The 19439-nt window shown below is 51.8% G+C and carries 17 protein-coding genes; 12 read left to right on the plus strand and 5 right to left on the minus strand.

Translation table 11 applies throughout. From position 1 onward, the window contains the following. Positions 1 to 7: 7 nt before the first annotated feature. Entirely contained in the window at positions 8 to 1273 is a 1266-nt protein-coding gene (locus B5G10_RS03115) for a putative DNA modification/repair radical SAM protein (protein WP_087423308.1), read from the minus strand. Between the two features lie 292 nt (positions 1274 to 1565). Between B5G10_RS03115 and B5G10_RS03120 the strand changes: the two genes are divergently transcribed. Further along, complete coding sequence (locus B5G10_RS03120; protein ID WP_087423309.1) at positions 1566 to 2510, plus strand: glycosyltransferase family A protein; 945 nt, start codon at positions 1566 to 1568, stop codon at positions 2508 to 2510. Here B5G10_RS03120 and B5G10_RS03125 read toward each other — a convergent pair. After that, the gene (locus tag B5G10_RS03125; RefSeq protein WP_087423310.1) at positions 2502 to 3584 is read right to left on the minus strand and encodes a M20 family metallo-hydrolase; all 1083 of its coding nucleotides are present in this window, start codon (positions 3582 to 3584) and stop codon (positions 2502 to 2504) included. The two genes, B5G10_RS03120 and B5G10_RS03125, sit on opposite strands and share 9 nt — an antisense overlap. Before the next feature lie 285 nt (positions 3585 to 3869). Here B5G10_RS03125 and B5G10_RS03130 point away from each other — a divergent pair, with 285 nt between their 5' ends. From B5G10_RS03130 to B5G10_RS03145, 4 genes are all read left to right on the plus strand, one after another. After that, positions 3870 to 5678, plus strand: a complete 1809-nt coding sequence (locus B5G10_RS03130) for a long-chain fatty acid--CoA ligase (protein WP_087423311.1) — start codon at positions 3870 to 3872, stop codon at positions 5676 to 5678. Between the two features lie 87 nt (positions 5679 to 5765). Next, positions 5766 to 6888 (plus strand): peptide chain release factor 2 gene (prfB, locus tag B5G10_RS03135; protein WP_143241040.1). Its coding sequence is split into 2 segments (ribosomal slippage): positions 5766 to 5828 and positions 5830 to 6888, totalling 1122 coding nucleotides; the frame shifts between segments, so codons are not numbered across the junction. Positions 6889 to 6894: 6 nt separating this feature from the next. After that, positions 6895 to 7668 carry an acetylglutamate kinase gene (argB, locus tag B5G10_RS03140; RefSeq protein WP_087423312.1) on the plus strand — a complete coding sequence of 258 codons (774 nt, stop codon included), beginning with the start codon at positions 6895 to 6897 and terminating at the stop codon, positions 7666 to 7668. A 9-nt stretch (positions 7669 to 7677) separates the two neighbouring features. Continuing rightward, complete coding sequence (locus B5G10_RS03145) at positions 7678 to 8697, plus strand: acyltransferase family protein (protein WP_087423313.1); 1020 nt, start codon at positions 7678 to 7680, stop codon at positions 8695 to 8697. Between the two features lie 139 nt (positions 8698 to 8836). Here the strand turns inward: B5G10_RS03145 and B5G10_RS12930 are convergent, their stop codons facing one another. The 3 genes from B5G10_RS12930 to B5G10_RS03160 form a co-directional block, all read right to left on the minus strand. Continuing rightward, complete coding sequence (locus tag B5G10_RS12930; protein WP_343285882.1) at positions 8837 to 9229, minus strand: T9SS type A sorting domain-containing protein; 393 nt, start codon at positions 9227 to 9229, stop codon at positions 8837 to 8839. Next, positions 9151 to 11580 carry a M6 family metalloprotease domain-containing protein gene (locus tag B5G10_RS03155; protein WP_087423315.1) on the minus strand — a complete coding sequence of 810 codons (2430 nt, stop codon included), beginning with the start codon at positions 11578 to 11580 and terminating at the stop codon, positions 9151 to 9153. Before B5G10_RS03155 ends, B5G10_RS12930 begins: the two co-directional genes overlap by 79 nt. A gap of 101 nt (positions 11581 to 11681) precedes the next feature. Beyond that, entirely contained in the window at positions 11682 to 12875 is a 1194-nt protein-coding gene (locus B5G10_RS03160; RefSeq protein WP_087423316.1) for a putative sugar nucleotidyl transferase, read from the minus strand. A gap of 135 nt (positions 12876 to 13010) precedes the next feature. On the opposite strand from B5G10_RS03160, the gene B5G10_RS03165 reads away from it, so the two are divergent. The 7 genes from B5G10_RS03165 to rpsJ all read left to right on the plus strand — a co-directional run bounded on the left by B5G10_RS03165 (position 13011) and on the right by rpsJ (position 19418). After that, positions 13011 to 13256 (plus strand): acyl carrier protein, encoded by a 246-nt coding sequence (locus B5G10_RS03165; RefSeq protein WP_087423317.1) that lies wholly within the window; start codon positions 13011 to 13013, stop codon positions 13254 to 13256. 28 nt (positions 13257 to 13284) lie between these two features. Then, positions 13285 to 14973 carry an asparagine synthetase B gene (locus B5G10_RS03170; protein WP_087423318.1) on the plus strand — a complete coding sequence of 563 codons (1689 nt, stop codon included), beginning with the start codon at positions 13285 to 13287 and terminating at the stop codon, positions 14971 to 14973. Positions 14974 to 15093: 120 nt separating this feature from the next. Continuing rightward, positions 15094 to 15642 (plus strand): dTDP-4-dehydrorhamnose 3,5-epimerase, encoded by a 549-nt coding sequence (rfbC, locus tag B5G10_RS03175; RefSeq protein ID WP_087423319.1) that lies wholly within the window; start codon positions 15094 to 15096, stop codon positions 15640 to 15642. Positions 15643 to 15895: 253 nt separating this feature from the next. After that, positions 15896 to 16300 (plus strand): 30S ribosomal protein S12, encoded by a 405-nt coding sequence (rpsL, locus tag B5G10_RS03180; RefSeq protein WP_008862863.1) that lies wholly within the window; start codon positions 15896 to 15898, stop codon positions 16298 to 16300. Between the two features lie 169 nt (positions 16301 to 16469). Next, entirely contained in the window at positions 16470 to 16946 is a 477-nt protein-coding gene (gene rpsG, locus B5G10_RS03185) for a 30S ribosomal protein S7 (RefSeq protein WP_025278735.1), read from the plus strand. A gap of 25 nt (positions 16947 to 16971) precedes the next feature. Then, the gene (fusA, locus tag B5G10_RS03190; RefSeq protein ID WP_087423320.1) at positions 16972 to 19092 is read left to right on the plus strand and encodes an elongation factor G; all 2121 of its coding nucleotides are present in this window, start codon (positions 16972 to 16974) and stop codon (positions 19090 to 19092) included. A gap of 20 nt (positions 19093 to 19112) precedes the next feature. After that, positions 19113 to 19418, plus strand: a complete 306-nt coding sequence (gene rpsJ, locus B5G10_RS03195; protein WP_008862860.1) for a 30S ribosomal protein S10 — start codon at positions 19113 to 19115, stop codon at positions 19416 to 19418. Positions 19419 to 19439: the final 21 nt, after the last annotated feature.

Genomic DNA, 19439 nt, shown 5'->3' on the forward strand with positions numbered 1-19439 from the left:
AATAGGGTTATTCGTTGGAAAAGGGTAATTGCATCTGCCGGTCGTCTTTTTTCCTGGAGCTCGACGGGGTGAGCAGGCGTCTCACGTTCTCGGGGCGTAGTTCGTTGACGGTGGGCGACGACAGTTCGCCGCAGGTGATGAAAAACTTGGCCTTCTTCATCACCACCCCCATCTTCTTCAGGTGATAGCTGGTTACTCGTGCAAAGCGTCGGGAGTTGACAATGAGCGTGGCCGACTTCACCCCGATGCCGGGAACCCGGAGGATGAGCTCGTAGGGAGCCTTGTTGATATCGACCGGGAATACCTCGGGGTGCCGCAGCGCCCAGGAGAGTTTGGGGTCGATTTCAAGATCGAGGTCGGGGTAAGCGTCGTTTACGATTTCATCGACCTTGAACTGGTAGAAGCGCAAGAGCCAGTCGGCCTGGTAAAGCCGGTTCTCACGTACCAAAGGCGGTTGTTTCAGCATGGGAAGCCGTGTGTCGTAGGTGTTTACATGAATGTAGCCCGAGTAGTAAACCCGTCGCATGGTGGGGCGGGCATAGAGGGTCGACGACAGCCGCAGGATATCGCGGTCGTGGTCGGGGGTGGCACCTATGATCATCTGTGTGCTTTGTCCGGCCGGGACAAAACGCGGGGCGTGTTTGAAGTGTTTGCGCTCCTCTTTCGCAGCGAGCGTCTGTTGCTGAATGTACGACATGGGTTGATAGACGCTCTTGAAGTCTTTTTCGGGAGCAAGCAGTTTCAATGAGCTCTCGTTGGGTATCTCTATGTTCACACTCATGCGGTCGGCATACTTCCCGGCCTCGTTCACCAGTTCGCGGCTGGCTCCGGGGATACTCTTCAGATGGATGTATCCGTTGAACCGATGGATGGTGCGCAGGTCTTTCACGACACGCACCAGCCGCTCCATGGTATAGTCGGGGTTACGCACCACACCCGAGCTGAGAAAGAGCCCCTCGATGTAGTTGCGCCGGTAAAACTCGATGGTCAGTTCGACCAGTTCTCTCACCGAGAAGGTAGCCCGCGGAATGTCGTTGCTCCGCCGGTTGATACAGTAGGCACAGTCGTACATACACGAATTGGTGAGCATCGTTTTCAGCAACGAGATGCATCGTCCGTCATCGGCAAAACTGTGGCAGATGCCTATACCGCCCACCGTATTGCCCAACCCGCTCTGGGTGTTGGACCGCACGGTGCCGCTCGACGAACAGGATACATCATATTTCGCCGATTCGGTCAATATCTTCAGTTTCTTTAGCGTCTCTTCGGTCATGGCGATGTGTAAGTTCTTTTGTAGGTATCTGGCTGGCCCATCGGTATTAATGAGATTCTCTCTCGGAAGTCTTTCTTCTGGACTGAGCCCGATTGTTGCCATGCTACCCGAGGATAAAGTTACGGCGTTTTTGCCGTATCGGCGACAATTTTAAGAAAAGAATTTATAATTGAGATGGGGAAAAATATCTTTTTCTATCTTTGTAGAAGAGAGGATGCAGTTCGGCAGGGGTCAAAGTTGAAAACGCAGTTTCTCTTTGCTCTGCGCTCACCTTTCGCTATTTTTGAAAACGATGAAACCGACAAGCATAGCCATAGTAGTACCCGTCTATAATCGGGAGAAGGAGTTGGTGCGGACGTTTGCCTCGATTGTCGCGCAAACCTATCGCCCCTTGCATGTCGTCCTGGTCGATAACGGTTCTACCGACGGTTCGCTGGCTTTGTGCCGGGAGCTGAAGAGCCGGTACGAAAGCGACGATTTTGAGGTGACGGTTGCCCAGGAGGTGAAGCGAGGGCCCTCGGCAGCCCGCAACAAGGGCCTGTCGTGTGTGCGGGAGGAGTTTGTCGCCTTTCTCGATAGCGACGACACCTATGTGCCCGAGGCCATGGCGCTCTATATGCAGGCGTTTGATCGGGAGGTGTCGCCCGATATTGTGGGTTGCACCATACGGGTGTGGCCCGAGTCGGGGCGTCCTCATGTGGCCAGGGCGGTCTTTTCCAATCGGGTCGAGCCCCATCTGTTTCACAGTACGCTGGGCACGGTTCGCTATGCGGTCCGCACGGCCCTGGTGCGTTCTGTTGGCGGCTGGCACGAAGATTATATGCGTTGGGAGGACTGGGAACTGGGGTTGCGGTTGCTGCTGGCTACCGATCGGGTGGTGTGGATCGAGCGTCCGCCACTGGTCAATGTCTATCTGCATGCCGACAGCATTACCGGTTATCGCTACGCCCCCAACAGCGACGATATTTTGCGGGCCATTGTTCATGCCCATGACGATGTGGAGCGCAGCAGTTTCCCGAACAAGAGGCGCCTGCACAGGCTGTTGCTTTATAAGCAGATGGTGGTGGCTGGTTTGTGCCACCGCGAGCGGAGCCCGCGAGGAGCCGAGATTTACCACCTGACCCTCGACCAGACTCGGGACGACCGCACCCTGCGGTGGTTCTTGCCGCTGGTCTATCGTTATGTGTCGTGGGGAGGCCGGGGGTCGGCTATTCTGGCCACCTGTTTGTTACACTGATTTTTTTTCGAATTCGAGTTGGTCGAGCAGACAGATGTAGAGCTCGATGGCTTCGCGTATCTCGTCGAGCACGATATACTCGTCGGCCGTGTGCGAACGTGCCGATTCGCCCGGGCCTATCTTGACCGAAGGGAAGGACATGTGTGCCTGATCCGAGAGGGTAGGCGACCCGAAGGGCTCGCGGCCGGTGAGGATACATCGCCGCACAAAGGGGTGTCGTGGCGATATCGACGACGAGTTGAGCCGTAGCGAACGGGGCGTGATGGTTACCTGGGGGAAGTGCTCGCGCAAAATCTCGACCGCCTGGGCATTGGTATAGCAATCGTTGGTGCGCAGGTCGATGACAAAGTCGCAACGGTCGGGCACGACGTTGTGCTGGGTGCCAGCCTGAATTTGGGTGACGGTGAGCTTCACCCGTCCCAGCCATTCCGAGACGAGGGGAAACTCAAACCGACGCAACTGTTCGATAGCCTCGGTGGCCAGGTATAGCGCATTGATGCCCTCTTCGCGGGCGGCGTGTCCCGACCGTCCGTGGGTGGTACAGTCGAGCACGAGCAGCCCCTTTTCGCAGATGGCCGGTTGCATGGCGGTGGGTTCGCCCACGACGGCAAAGTCGATGGGCGGCAGTTCGCCGAGTACTCGGGCTATGCCGTTGGCTCCCGACACCTCTTCTTCGGCCGAGGCAAGGAATATGAGGTTGTAGGGTTGTTCGGTCGAAGCCAGATGCATGAAAGTCGCCAGTAGCGACACGACACTTGCTCCGGCATCGTTGCTGCCCAAGCCATAGAGGCGCCCCTCCTCTTCGATGGGCTCGAAGGGGTCGCGTGTCCAGCTCGAGGTGGGTTTCACCGTGTCGATGTGCGAGTTGAGCAGGAGGGTAGGCTTTGCCGGATCATACCCTTCGGCCAGGGCCCACACGTTGTTGGCGGTGCGATGAGGGGTGAACCCTCCCTTTTCGAGCGCGTCGCTCACGAGTTGGGCCGCCTGCTCCTCTTCACGACTTGTCGAGGGAGTGTGGATGAGGTGGCGCAACAGGTCGGTAGCTATGTAGTAGAGTTCGTCTTTCGAGTACATGGTTGTTACGGGTTTATGCAAAAGTAGTTTATTTTTGTCTTTTTCAGCCACTTCATACCGAAATTGTAGGGAAAGGTCGAAATATGAGAGTAAAATGTTAACAATAATTAACCGTTTGAGTTTAGGGGAGTAATTGGCTCGAAACGTTGATAAACAAAGAGGGAGACCCCCGATTTTGCTATATCGAGTTGACAAAATGAAATCGGTAAATCTGCTTAAAACTTATTAAAATGGCCCTGGGGCCAATATAATGCGTAACTTTGCGGCAGATTTATAACTGAATTTATGGTAAATCAACTCACTGCGTTGGTCCGTAAACAGGCTGCCAAATATGGAAACCGTGAGGCGTTCAGCCACAAGGACTACACAACCAATCAATGGGTCCCCACCTCTTGGGCCCGCTTTGCTGAACAGGTATCACACATAGCTCAGGCTATGGTTCTCTTGGGAATTCGCGAACAGGAAAACATCTCTACATATACTCAAAACAAACCCGAAGGGTTTATTGTGGACTTTGCTGCGTTTGACAATCGCGCGGTAGTTGTTCCGCTCTATCCCACCAGCTCGCTCGACCAAATCAAATACATTATCAATGAGGCCGAGGTTCGCTTCTTGTTTGTAGGCGGGCAGGTACAATACGACAACGCCATTATTGCTTTGCGGGAGTGCCCCACATTGGAGCGACTGATTCTTTTCGACCCGGCCATCGAACGGGTTGAAGATGACGATACGTCACTCTATTTCGAGGAGCTTATGGAGCTGGGTCGTAAAGCTGGTGCCGAGGTGGTTGCCGAGGTGGAGCGTCGCCGCAATGCTGGCAGCCCCGACGATTTGGCTACGCTCATTTATACCTCGGGTACGACCGGTGAACCCAAGGGGGTGATGCTGGCCCACTCCAATTACGACGAGGCCATGCGCATCCACCTGCAACGGCTGGTGACCTGCTCCGACAGCGATGTGTCGCTCTGTTTCCTGCCGTTGACCCATGTCTTTGAACGGGCCTGGTCGTATTATTGCTTGACGGTGGGCATGCGTGTTGCCATCAACGTGGATCCCAAAGATATACAGAATACCATTCGCGAGGTGCGCCCCACCATCATGTGCAGTGTGCCCCGTTTTTGGGAGAAGGTCTATTCGGCCATACAAGACAAGTTGTCGAGAACGAAGGGTGTGACCCGTCGCCTGGCCGAGCGTGCCTGTGTGATAAGCCGTCGCCGCAACATAGAGTGTCTGCGGGTAGGGAAGCGAGTTCCCCTGTGGCTCGAATGGCAATATCGATTCTACGACAAGTTCGTGTTCTCGAAGATACGTCGGGCCGTAGGTGTGGAGAATGGCAATATCTTCCCCACGGCCGGAGCTCCGCTCTCCGACACGATTAACGAGTTCTTGCACATTTGCGGCATCAACATCGTCTATGGGTACGGCCTCTCCGAGACGACTGCTACGGTAAGCTGTTTCGATAGGACCGGCTACGAGTTCGGTACTGTGGGTTCGCTCATGCCCGATATCCAGGTGAAGTTGGGTGAGAATAACGAGATACTGGTAAAGGGTAAGACCGTGATGAAGGGCTATTATCGCAAGCCCGAGGAGACGGCTCGCGTCTTTACCGAGGATGGTTGGTTCCGCACGGGCGATGCCGGCAAGATAAACGGCGAAGGGGCCTTGGCCTTGACCGAACGGTTGAAAGACCTGTTCAAGACGTCGAACGGGAAATATATCGCTCCCCAAGCCTTGGAAACGCGCCTGGGCGAGGATAAATACATCGACCAGGTGGCTGTCATCGGCGACCAGCGCAAGTATGTAACGGCAATCATCATCCCCGCCTTCGAGGCGTTGAAAGAGTATGCCGCCCAAAAACATATCCAGTATCGCAACCTCGAGGAGCTGGTGAAGAACCAAAAGATTCACGCCCTCATCTCGGAGCGAATCGATGCCTTGCAAAAGAACTTTGCCCGCTTTGAGCAAATCAAGCGCTTCACGCTGTTGCCTCGTGCCTTCAGCATGGAAAAGGGCGAGCTGACCAACACGCTCAAGATACGTCGCTCGGTCATCAATCTGCTCTACAAGGACGAGATAGAGGCTATGTATGCCTAAAAACGAAAACCGAAATTTGGTAAATAGCACAAGGGTGTATAATTTTGTACACCCTTTTTTCGTATAACAGAAACAAGTGATAAAGATATGATTACACAAGAACAATTAAAAGAGACAGAAGAACGCAAGTTGGCGTTGAGGAGGTATCTTTGACATCGATTCGAAGAAAATCGAGGTAGAAGAAGAGGAGTTGCGCACCCATGTGCCCGACTTTTGGGAAGACCAGAAGAAGGCCGAAGCGCAGATGAAAAAGGTCAAGGCTCTACACTTTTGGATAGATAGCTACACCGAGATTGAGAAAGCGGTCGAGGAGCTGAAACTGGCCTTCGATTTCGTGAAAGAGGGCATCGTGACCGAAGAGGAGGTCGATGAAATCTATCACCGCACAATGACGCTCATCGAGAATCTCGAGTTGCGCAATATGCTGCGCCGCGAAGAAGATAAGTTGGGAGTCGTGCTGAAAATCAACTCGGGTGCCGGGGGTACCGAGGCGCAAGACTGGGCTTCGATGCTCATGCGTATGTACTTGCGCTGGTGCGAACAGCACAACTACAAGACCGCCATCTCCAATATTCTCGAAGGCGACGAGGCCGGTATCAAGTCGGTAACGATACAGATTGAGGGCGACTATGCCTATGGTTACCTCAAGAGCGAGAACGGTGTACACCGTCTGGTACGGGTATCGCCCTACAACGCACAGGGCAAGCGCATGACATCGTTTGCCTCGGTATTTGTTACCCCGCTGGTCGATGATACGATCGAGATCAACATCAACCCGGCCAACATCTCGTGGGATACCTTCCGCTCGAGTGGCGCCGGTGGACAGAATGTGAACAAAGTGGAGTCGGGTGTGCGGTTGCGCTACCAGTTCAAAGATCCCTATACCGGTGAGGAAGAGGAGATTCTGATCGAGAATACCGAGACTCGCGACCAACCCAAGAACCGCGAGAATGCCATGCGTCAGTTGCGTTCTATCTTGTACGACAAGGAGTTGCAGCATCGTATGGCCGAGCAGGCCAAAATCGAGGCCGGCAAGAAGAAAATCGAGTGGGGGTCGCAGATACGCAGTTATGTATTTGACGACCGCCGGGTGAAAGACCACCGCACCAACTACCAGACTTCGGACGTACAAGGCGTGATGGATGGTAAGATCGATGGCTTTATTAAAGCCTATTTGATGGAGTTCGGCGGTGACGAAAGCAACGTATAAACCGGGATGGAGAAACTTACACTGATAAAAGTGGGCGGTAAGATTGTGGAGGAGCAGGAGGCATTGAGCCGCCTGCTCGCTTCGTTTGCCGCGATACCCGGCCGCAAGGTGCTGGTGCACGGGGGCGGTCGGTCGGCCACGGCCATGGCGTCGCGGTTGGGCATAGAGAGTCGCATGGTGGGTGGTCGTCGCATCACCGACCGGCCGATGCTCGAGGTGGTGACCATGGTCTATGGCGGTCTGGTGAACAAGAATATCGTAGCCGGTCTGCAGGCCTTGGGGGTAAATGCCTTGGGTATGACGGGCGCCGACATGAATATACTTCTGTCGGACAAACGGCCGGTGCAGGATATCGACTACGGTTATGTGGGCGATGTGCGTCGAGTCGATGGCACCGCCCTGTCGGGCCTTATCGAGATGGGAGTTGTGCCCGTGATAGCACCCCTCACGCACGATGGCAAAGGCACGATGCTCAATACCAATGCCGACACGATGGCGGGCGAAACGGCCAAGGCCTTGGCCTCGCGTTATGATGTGTCGCTGGTCTATTGTTTCGAGAAGCGGGGCGTGCTGCGCGACGAGAACGACGATTGCAGCGTGATTGCCGAGATTTCCCGTCCTCGGTTCGAGGAGCTTCGGACTCAAGGGGTGATTCAAGGCGGTATGATACCCAAGCTCGAAAATGCCTTCGACGCCATTCGCCATGGCGTGCGCGAGGTAATCATCACCCGGGCCGATGCCATCGGGCAGAAGGGTGAGGGAACAAGGGTTATAAAATAGGATAGAGATATGAGTGGAAATATTGAGGTTGGAATAGCCTCAAAAGTAATGAACTCTCAAATGTTTGTTCGAGATCAAAATTTGGATATTGCAAAAGGGATTGGTATATTATTAGTAGTATGGGGGCATTGTAGTTTGATTTGGTTTGATGAAATTTATTCATTTCATATGCCTTTGTTTTTCTTTTTATCTGGTTGTGTTCTAAATATAAGTAAACCTTATAAAGATATTGTGAAGAGAAAAGCCAATCAATTATTGATCCCGTATATATTTTTTGTATTCCTAAGTTGTTTATTTTATTGGGGATTATTATTCTTGACACATCGATTTTCAATAGATCAATTACAATCTTTAATAAAAAGCTTATTCCCGTATAAAAATGAAATAATAAATACACCGCTTTGGTTTTTGTTATCTCTATTCTGGATGTCTGTTATTTATGTAGGTATAAGAAAAATAGTTCATCGAGAATGGCTTATTTTTACCATAGTTATGATATTATATCTTGCTATGAAGGAAGTCGGGAGTAGAGGATTTGTATTACCTTTTTTCTTGGGTCGTGGATTAGGAGAAATGATTTATATGCACTTAGGATATTTTTTGTATAAGAGAAAGAACTATATCTTTCAATTATATGAATTGAATATGAGTTATATAGTTTGTTTGTTGTTTCTGAGTGTTATTGTTTTTTGTAGTTTATTTTATTTACAGAAACCAACAATAGATGTATTATATGATTTTATTTTATTATTTATAGCTATTGCGGGTATATCTGTTATATTTATGCAGTCTTTACTCTTTAAGAACTTGGCAAAATATATAGTTGGAGTATTATCTTATTTAGGGTGTAATACATTATATATATTCGCAATACATCTTCCATTGTTAGAGTTCGCTCGCCCTATTGGGAAATATATAGTAGGGGGTAATGGCCTGCTGTATGATGCTGTCGTTTTCTGTTCAGACTTAATTTTATCTATAGCTTTAGCTTGGTTTTTAAAGTATATTAAGAATCTGATTAACAGATGATTATTGAAAAATGCTATCTCAAAATAGAATTTCTGAGATAGTCCCTGTTGCTTTATTTTAATTGAATCTGTGTGAATATGAAAAAGCCTGGGGGGAGAACCCGTTGTCGAGCTCTCGTTTTCCCAGGCTTTTGATAGGGTTATTGTTTGATGAATTTAGCCCTTTCGCAGCCACCATCGGCATATTGGGCTACGGCAATATAGATGCCGCTCTCCAGGTCAAGGTCGAGCGTGGTTGTTCCGCTGGTCGAGAGATCGACGGTAGCCACATTCACACCCTGCATGTTGTAGATGGCCAGTTTACCGGCTCTGTCTTGAGCGTGGCAGAAGGTCAGCTCACCAGCCGTTTTAGCTACGTAGAGACCCTCGAGGATGGTTGCACCGGTGATGCCCGAAACATTCTGGTCTTGAATAACCTGGATGGTTATCGGGTCGGCATAGAGCGTCGAGACGGTCAGTGTTGTCGGGTGAAGAGGATTTGCCCGGAGGGTGCGACTACGGTAACGAGGTCGCCGGGCTGGCCGTACATATATAGAATATTTTGGTCGGTGACGATGTAGCGGTCATCGGCCGATGAGGGTTCGTCGATTGCCAAGGCAGTGCCTACCTTGAGTTTTACCGATTCATCGGAGCGGGTGTAGTCATTCTGCGCCTGTACTCTGAAGAGGTAGTGCTTTTGCGGGTCGAGCCCGGTGAAGGTGTAGCGGTTGTCGGTAACACCTGTGACGGTCACAGGCTCGCCATGCGCGGGAAGAACTCCTCTTGGTGCGTCGGAAGGCTCACCCGAGTAGAGCACAAGGTTCGACAGGGCCAGGTTCGAGAGGCTCTCGATTTTGATATAACCCGAGTCGAGAGGCGTGTTGAAGGTGTGTACAATACGCTCTTTCTGGGTGGGGCTCTTCATCGAGAAGATGGCCTTGGTCCCGGTGAAATCGGCCCGCGAGCAGAGGGTGATGACCAGTCCGTCATAGAAACTGCGGGTGGTTTGGGCTTCGAACTCGAGGGTGAAGGTCCCGTCGCCGCTAAAGTCGAGTTTAGGGGAGACGATGTAGCCGTTGGCCTTGAGGCAGCAACGGCCGCCACACTGACCTATGAGTTGGCCGGTCCAGCCCGGTTGCTGGGTATAGTCGTCGAGTCTCTGCGAAATTTCGGTGGTATCGGGAGCCAGGTAGGTACCCGACTTGAACTGGGCGAATGATTCACCTACGAGCTGGGTGTTCAGGGGGAACTGTTCAGCCAGGGTGAGGGTGTAGGAGTCGGCCTGGTCGAGCGCCTCCCAGGAGGCCGTGAAGTGGTCGCCTTCGATGTCGGTCGCCTCCAGTTGGGTCGGTGCGGACAGGCGGTCGATCATGAAGTGAAAGTGAACGGTATCGTTCGATTCGCCTATCTCGATGACAGGCTTGCCCAGCAGGCCGCCGCTGTACAACTTGGGAGCCGGGTCGCTGTCGTCGGTAAAATAGGTGTTGTAGGTTGGACCGGGGAAGAGGTCGCCCTCGGCACTGGTGAAGTTGCCGTCGGCCGGTACAATCTGTACTCGCTCGTGGCCCACGGTATTGTTGACGGTGTTGTTGTTCCACGCGTCAAGGTCGTAGTCGATATGTACAATCATCAGTCCGTGACCTGCGGTGTAGCGGTCCCAGCCGGTCTGTTGGCGATTTTCGAGAGTGAAAGATTCGTTTTCGTTTTGCGACGAGCGAATGACATAAGCCTGATTCGACTCGTTGAGCGGCGGAAGGGTTACGTGGGCCTGCGGCTCCTGAAGCTCTTGCAGGTCGAGCCAGCCGCAACTGTATCGCTCGAAGGCCGAGTAGCCCACGGGGGTACGGCTGTTGTTGTAACTGCCCATATCCATAAGACTCCAGGTGCCCATACCGAAGGTGTCGCCATACTCGGTATTGTAGAGGTCGGGCAGCCCCAGACAGTGGCTGAATTCGTGGCAGAAGGTGCCGATACCGCTTAATGTCTCGCCCGTCTTGCCACTTAGTTCCGAGGAGCAGGCGAAGGCCGATATTTTCTTGCCGTCAAGGGTGAGGGTTTGGCCGAACTCGTCGAGGGTACCGGCGGCCGGCCAGATGGTGTTGTCGTCGGCTCCGTTCGACTCGGCATATCCGGCGTAGATGACGTAAACCAGGTCCACCGTGCCGTCGTTGTCGAGGTCATAGTCGGCAAAATTGACTCCGCATTTTTCGTGGGCTTCGTTGCAGGCCTCGGCAATCATCGTAGCCAGGTTGAGGTCGGCTCCGTAGAAGTCGTTTTCGCCATAGTATTTCATCTCGTGCGAGAGGGTGACTGGTCCTACCACATTGAAGTGGGGGAAGAATACCCCGTTCGACTGGGCGGTGAAGTAGTCGCGAGCGCTGCCGGTTGCTCCATATTCGGCATATCCCGTTTGGTTCATCTGGGCATCGAAGGCTTCGCGGGTACCTACCGATGAGAATTTCACGTCGGCATATTGGGCCAGGATGATGAGGCCCTGCACTTCGCCGCGACTGGGAAAGTCGAAAGCCCGGGTCTGGGGTGTGCGGCTTTTGGCCCGTCGCTGTTGGGCAGCTTGGCTGAACGAATTGTGCAGACGGAGACTGTCGGTGAAGGCTTTTTCGCGGGGCGTGCGATCCTGCGGGTTACGGGCTATACAGGTACGCGTGCGTGAAGACTCGGGGGTATCGAGGTATCTGAAGAAACCGTCGTCGCCTTTCCTCACCGGAATACGGTCGAGAGTCTGGTAGTAGTGGCTGTGTTCGTCACCCGTGAGTGTGATGGAGAGTATTGTGCCGTCGGGTTGGGTGTAGTTGACTGTGTGAGGATAAGCCGGTATGGCTTTTGTGCTGAATGGAAATATAAAAAACAGCACCCCTAGGATAATACAGGAAATAATTTTTTGCATGAGTGTGATGATTCTATTGCAAATATATTATTTCCTGCGATTGATTATACAAGTAGGGCGCTGTTTTTTTGTAATTTAGTCCAATTCTGTTTTTTTATGCACTATTTTAATTGCTCAGCCAGGTTGTAGATGGCCTCGAATATGGTTTTGTCGGCCTCGGTGAGAGAGCGGCCCCGGCGAGCCATCATCTTCTCGGCAATGGCATAGAACTTGGGCAGTTGCACGTCGGTAAATCCGGCGGTGCCGCCTTCGCTGAACGAAGCGACGAAATTGCGGGGGAATCCGGCACCGTGAATGTTGACACCCACGCCTATCACCGTGGCGGTGTTGAACATGGTGTTGATGCCCGCCTTGGAGTGGTCGCCCATGATGAGTCCGCAGAATTGCAGGTGTGTGCGCAGGAATCGGCGGGTGGGATAGTTCCACAGTTTTATTTCGCTGTAATCGTTCTTGAGGTTCGAGGCTACGGCTCCGGCACCCAGGTTGCACCATTCGCCAATGACGGCATTGCCCAGGAATCCGTCGTGTGCCTTGTTGGAGAAGCCAAACATCACTACGTTGTTCAGCTCGCCACCCACTTTGCAGTAAGGGCCCAGAGTGGTGGCACCATAAATCTTGGCACCCATGTTGACATACGCATGTTCACAGGCGGCAAAGGGGGCTCGTATGCAGCTGCCTTCCATCACCTCGCTGTCGGCCCCCAGGTAGATGGGCCCGTTGGTCACGTTGAAGATGGCGCACTCGGCTTTGGCTCCGGGCTCGAGGAATATCTTGGGGGTGCCGTCGGGGTAGCAGGGGTCGCCGATAACGCGGTTTGACGGGCTGAGGGGTTGGCTGGTGCGCCCGTGGGTGATGAGGCGGAAGTCGGCTTCGAGACATTCGCCGTTGAGCAGGAAGATGTCGTAGAGATGATGAACATAGCGGGGGCTCTGGTCGCAGGCAAGGCTGGTCGTGTAGCGACCTTCGCGAAAGTCGGCCTCGCTGCCGCGGAAGGCGATGAGTGTATCTTGATCGGTGAGAGCCTCGCCGGGCTGGAGCGCGTCGATTTGTCGAACCAGCGACTCGTTGGGGATGAGGTGGCTGGCAATAAACAGGTTGTCGGGGGCAAAAGTTGCCGGGTATTTCGCGGCCATATATTCGGGGGTGAGGTAGGAGTAGGTGCCGGGCAGCAGGCGCTCCCACTTCTCGCGTATGGTGAGGATACCTATGCGTATGTCGGCGATGGGCCGGGTAAACGCCAGGGGCAGCAATTCGAAATGCTGCTGGTCGATGTCGAAGAGAATGATATTTTTCATAATCGTGTATAATTGATTGATAGACCAAAGGTAATGTAAATCTTATGGAAAATCAAAATCTGGGGGTATCTATTCCCCCGATGGCGCCTATTGAACAAATGAAGCGGTGTGGTCGTTTATGGGGAAAAAGAGTATATGGAGAAAAATCGTTTTGTGCAACTGGTTGCCGGTATGCTGTACCGGACCAATCGGGATTCGCTGACTTTGGAGACTCGATACAAGGGGTTGAAAGAGTGGAATTTTTTATTTGAGGTATCGCTGGCGATGATGCTCGAGGAGGAGTATCATGTCGAGGTGACTCCCGAGGATTTTTCGGCCACGGGAACGCTGGGCGAACTGTTTCAACGGGTGTGCGCTCCTGGTTTGAAGTGTGAACATTAATTGCACGCGAGAGAGGAGGCGATAGATTATGAGCGGTTTGTCGGGAATCGTAGGTGAGGTAGAACAGCTGGAACGGGTATTGCGGCACATGGCCGAGGCCCAGAATCATCGAGGTAGGGAGACTCCCGTGGAGTGGGTCTCGTCGTTTGTCGATGCCCGGGTGGGGCTGATGCACAATCGCAGGAGTACGATCGATCCTGTTCGGGTTTCGAGTCAACCTTTTGAAGACCGGGATACGGGGCTGGTGGTGATGCTCGATGGCGAGATTTTCAACTATGGCGAGGTGCGCGACAGGCTTGCCAATTATTATACGTTTTCCTGCGGATGCATGTGCGAGGTAATTGCCAAGGCCTATGACCGTTGGGGCGATGGTTGCTTCGAGCGTTTCGAAGGTTATTTTTCCATTGTGATTTATAATCGATTCTCCGAAGAGTTGCTGTTGTGCCGCGACCGATTCGGCATCAAACCGCTCTATTATGCGACCCATCGGGGTAATCTCTATTTTGCTTCAGAGGTGCGCGCCCTCTTTGCCGCAGGCATCCGCCCGCTGCTGTCGGCCGAGCGGTGGGCCGGGTATCTGGCCTATTCGACCTATGGCAGCCCCTACGAAACATTTTGGGAGGGGGTGCATCAGTTGCCGGCCGGTTTTCTGTTGCGCTACAATGGTTATTCGCTGGTCGAGAAGCGGTGGTATGAGTTTGAGAAGCGGGTCGAAGGCTGGCGAAGCGAGTCGCCCGAGGCAATGGCCGAGGCCTTTGTCGCCCAATTGCACCGTAGTGTGGGGTATAGTCTCATGGGCGAGATGTCGAAGGGGCTCTCGCTCGACGGCGGGTTGGAGTCGGCCCTCTATATCGCGCTGATGAAGGGAGTGGAGTCGCCCCGCTATTTGAAAAGCTACATGCACTACCACGGCAAACTGCATCGTAGCGGTGTGCTGTGGGGTGCCGAGCAACTTTCAGAGACGGCCTTGCCTCTTGAGCAGGTTCCCATTACCCCAACGATGATGCTCAAGGAACTCGATTACCTGGCCCGTTGGCAAGAAGAGCCTATTGATGGGCTGGGAATGGTTGCCGACTCGGCCTTCTTTCGGGTCATGCGCAAGCGAGGTCTGGCCGTGATTAGTGGTGGGTGGGGGCTGGTTCATTTTCTGGGAGGCTCTTGGCTGCCGGGCGATAGTTATTCGTCGTTGGTTCCTTCGGAGGTGCTGTCGGCCGATTTTCGACGACTGGCACAGAAGCCCCGGTATCGGCGTCTGTTCGAGTCGGAGAACGCCCACTTGAAGTTCTGCGATTTGTGCTACGAGCGTATTCCCCATCTGCTGCGGAGTATCGATAAAATGAGTATGTATTACGGGGTGCAGATACGCAACGCCTTCTTGAACCATAATTTGATAGAGATTGCCTTTGCCTTTGCCGAGGGGGTTCCGTCGGGCAAGGCCCGTAAACAGTGGTTTGACCAAAAGGTCGTTGCCCCTGTGCTGCCGGCAAGGGTGAGATTGGCTCCGGACGATGAGGCCGAAGAGCCGTCGTTGCCCGACGAGTTGAAACATTGGGCCGATGAGGTGGTGCTCGACCTGCGATATGGCCGAGTGGCCGAATGGTTCGATCACACCCGCTTGGAACGGGCTTGGCGGCATGGCGACGAAGAGCCCTTTACCCACCCGGCCAAGATGTGGAAGCTACTCTCCCTGTGCCTGCAATTGAAAGCACTCTCTTGATGGGGTTTGAGCCGTTGGTAAGAGACAGAGAATAAACGATTCTCGATGAAAATAAGTAGAACTCTGTAATACTTTTTCCCTTGGTTTTCACTACCTTTGCAGGCACAAAAAACAAACAGGATGAATTTTATAGAGCAAAAGTTAAAAGGAGCCTTTGTTATTGAGCCGCAAGTGTTTGGCGACAGTCGGGGCTATTTTATGGAGAGCTACAAAAAAGAGTTGTTCGATAAGTATGTAGGGCCGGTCGATTTTATTCAAGACAACGAGTCACGGTCGAGTTTTGGCGTGTTGCGCGGTCTTCACTTCCAAAAGGGGGAGTACTCACAAGCCAAGCTGGTGCGTGTGACCCAAGGCCGTGTGTATGATGTAATTGTCGATTTGCGTCGCTCCTCACCCACGTTTGGTCAGTATATAGGAGTAGAGTTGTCGGACGAGAACAAACGTCAGCTCTTCGTGCCGCGCGGTTTTGCCCATGGCTTTGCCGTGTTGAGCGAGACCGCCCAGTTCTGCTACAAGGTCGATAACGTGTATGCCCCGCAACACGAGGCCACGCTCATGTACAACGATCCGCAGGTAGGTGTCGAGTGGCCGATAAAGCCCGAGGAGATGCTGCTTTCGCCCAAAGATATGAAAGGCCTCGGCTTCGACGAAATCGAGACCTTTGAGTAAAAAGGGAGAGAAGATAAATCGCAATGGTCAAAAGCCCGTGACATAAAGATAAAAAGGCGAAAAATAATTCCAATTCGTTTGGTTTTTAATGATTTAGTAATTATCTTTGCACCACTTTTGATGCCTTAAAAGGTCAATGCCTTTATATAATCGACTGATTATGTGAAAGTAATGGCCGGTTTTGGTGTCTTGGACAGAGAGAATAAGAAGGAAAATTATAAGTAAAAAGATTTATTAAAAAAAGTTCTAAGAAATGCCTACGATTCAACAATTAGTAAGAAAAGGACGGGTTGTATTGGAAGACAAGAGTAAATCTCCCGCATTGGATTCATGTCCCCAAAGACGTGGTGTATGCGTGAGAGTTTACACGACGACTCCTAAGAAACCTAACTCTGCCATGCGTAAAGTTGCTCGTGTACGTTTAACCAACGGAAAAGAGGTGAACTCTTACATCCCCGGTGAAGGTCACAACCTGCAAGAGCACTCGATCGTGCTTGTACGTGGCGGTCGTGTGAAAGACCTCCCTGGTGTACGTTATCACATTGTACGTGGTACGTTGGATACTGCCGGTGTAGGTGGCCGCACACAACGTCGCTCGAAATATGGCGCCAAGAGACCTAAAGCAGGAGCTGCACCTGCCGCAAAAGGTAAGAAATAATCGACACCTTTTATAAAAAGCCAGCACAGAGAATTAAAAAGAATTAGTGTCAAACACTGGTTCGCGTTTATTGGATAGGCTGATTGGGTTGAGTAAATGAAATCGGCGGATTTCGTTGAAGATGTAAAGAACAGCAACCAAAAACAAGAACGACAATTTATTGTAAAAAATGAGAAAAGCAAAACCAAAGAAACGGGTCGTATTACCCGATCCCGTGTTCAATGATGTAAGGGTTTCGAAATTTGTAAACCACTTGATGTATGATGGCAAGAAAAGTATTGCCTACTCTATTTTCTACAGTGCACTGGAGATTGCGAAATCGAAATTGCCCAACGAGGAGAAATCGGCCCTCGAGATCTGGAAGAAAGCCCTGGAAAATATTACACCTCAAGTAGAGGTTAAGTCTCGCCGTGTGGGTGGTGCTACTTTCCAAGTACCTACGGAAATCCGCCCCGATCGTAAGGAATCTATTTCAATGAAAAATCTTATTATCTATTCTCGTAAGAGAGGTGGCAAAACGATGGCCGACAAATTGGCTGCCGAGATTGTCGATGCTTTCAACGAGCAGGGTGGTGCATTCAAACGTAAAGAAGATATGCACAAGATGGCCGAAGCCAACCGTGCATTCGCTCATTTTAGATTTTAATTGAATAAAATAAGGAATAAAGAAAATGGCAAAATCTGACGCTCATTTGAAATATACCAGAAACATTGGTATTATGGCACACATCGATGCCGGTAAGACAACGACTTCGGAACGTATTCTGTACTACACCGGGTTGACTCACAAAATCGGCGAGGTACACGACGGTGCCGCTACCATGGACTGGATGGAACAGGAGCAAGAGCGCGGTATCACGATTACGTCGGCCGCTACAACCGCTTTCTGGAATTACAAAGGCGAAAAATATAAAATCAACCTGATCGATACTCCGGGGCACGTTGACTTTACGGTAGAGGTAGAGCGCTCGTTGCGTGTACTCGATGGTGCTGTGGCTACATTCTGTGCAGTAGGTGGTGTTGAGCCCCAATCTGAAACAGTATGGCGCCAGGCCGACAAATACAATGTACCCCGTATCGGTTATGTAAACAAAATGGACCGCTCGGGTGCCAACTTCTTTGAAGTGGTTCGTCAGTTGAAAGACGTGCTGGGCGCAAATCCTTGCCCCATCCAAGTACCTATCGGTGCTGAGGAGACCTTCAAAGGCGTAGTTGACCTCATTCGTATGAAAGCTATCTACTGGCACGACGAAACAATGGGTGCCGACTATAACATGGAGGAGATCCCCGACAATATGAAAGCCGAGTGCGACGAGTGGAGAGACAAAATGCTCGAGAAGATTGCCGAGTGCGACGACGAGCTGATGGAAAAATACTTCGCCGATCCCTCGACGATTACCGAAGAAGAGATCGTTCGCGCCATCCGCAAAGGTACCCTGGCCATGCAAATCGTTCCTATGATTTGTGGTTCTTCGTTCAAGAACAAAGGTGTACAACCGCTGCTCGATGCCGTGTGCGCATTCTTGCCCAGCCCCGTTGATACGCCGGCTGTAGTAGGTCACGACATGAACGACCCCGAGAAAGAAGTGGTACGTCACCCCTCCTTCTCAGAGCCCATGTGTGCCCTGGCCTTCAAGATTGCAACCGACCCCTATGTAGGCCGTCTCTGCTTCTTCCGTGTATATTCGGGCGAAATCGTAGCCGGTTCTTACGTGCTCAACTCCCGTTCGGGTAAGAAAGAGCGTGTATCGCGTCTGTTCCAGATGCACTCCAACAAACAAAATCCCAAAGAGTCGATCGACTGTGGCGATATAGGTGCTGGCGTAGGATTCAAAGATATCCGCACCGGTGATACCTTGTGTGCCGAAGACGCTCCCATCGTACTCGAGGCTATGGACTTCCCCGCACCTGTGATCGGTATCGCCGTAGAGCCCAAGACTCAGAAAGACCTCGACAAGCTGGGTATCGGTCTGCAGAAACTGGCCGAAGAGGATCCTACCTTCACCGTAGCTACTAACGAAGAGACCGGACAAACCGTTATCAGCGGTATGGGTGAGCTCCACCTGGAAATCATCATCGACCGTCTGAAACGTGAGTTCAAGGTAGAATGTAACCAAGGTCGTCCCCAAGTTACCTACAAAGAGGCTATCACCAAACCGGTTGAGCTCCGCGAGGTATTCAAGAAACAGACGGGTGGTCGTGGTAAGTTCGCCGATATCATCGTGCGTGTAGAACCCTCGACCCGCGAAGAGGCCGGTCTGGAATTCGTCGATGAAGTAAAAGGTGGTAACATTCCTAAAGAGTTTATCCCCTCGATCCAGAAAGGTTTCACTACCGCAATGAAGAACGGTGTATTGGCCGGCTTCCCGGTTGACAGCCTCAAGGTTACCGTACTCGATGGTTCGTTCCACCCCGTTGACTCTGACCAGTTGTCGTTCGAACTCTGTGCCATCCAAGCCTTCAAGAAAGCTTGCGAGAAAGCAGGTCCCGTATTGCTGGAGCCCATCATGAAGATCGAGGTAGTAACCCCCGAAGAGAGCATGGGTGATGTAATCTCCGACTTGAACAAACGTCGTGGCCAAATCGAAGGTATGGAGTCGAGCCGCTCGGGCGCCCGCATTGTGAAAGCAACGGCACCTCTGGCCGAAATGTTCGGTTATGTAACTGCCCTGCGTACCATCACATCGGGTCGTGCCACCTCGACGATGTCGTTCTCGCACTATGCCGAGGTAAGCCCGTCGATTGCCAAGAATGTGTTGACCGAAGTAAACGGTAGAGTAGATTTATTGTAATTAAACCATCAAATATCAATATGAGCCAAAAAATCAGAATTAAATTGAAGTCTTACGACCACAACTTGGTTGACAAGTCGGCCGAGAAAATCGTAAAGACGGTGAAAGCTACGGGCGCAGTAGTGAGCGGTCCTATTCCTCTGCCTACTCACAAACGTATCTTCACGGTAAACCGCTCGACTTTCGTAAACAAAAAATCGAGAGAGCAATTCGAGTTGTCTTCGTTCAAGCGTCTCATCGACATTTACAGCTCAACGGCTAAGACGGTAGATGCCTTGATGAAATTGGAATTGCCCAGCGGCGTAGATGTAGAAATTAAAGTGTGATTCAACAAAAATTAAGTAGAA

Source organism: Barnesiella sp. An55 (assembly GCF_002161555.1).
Taxonomy (GTDB): Bacteria; Bacteroidota; Bacteroidia; order Bacteroidales; family Barnesiellaceae; genus Barnesiella; species Barnesiella merdipullorum.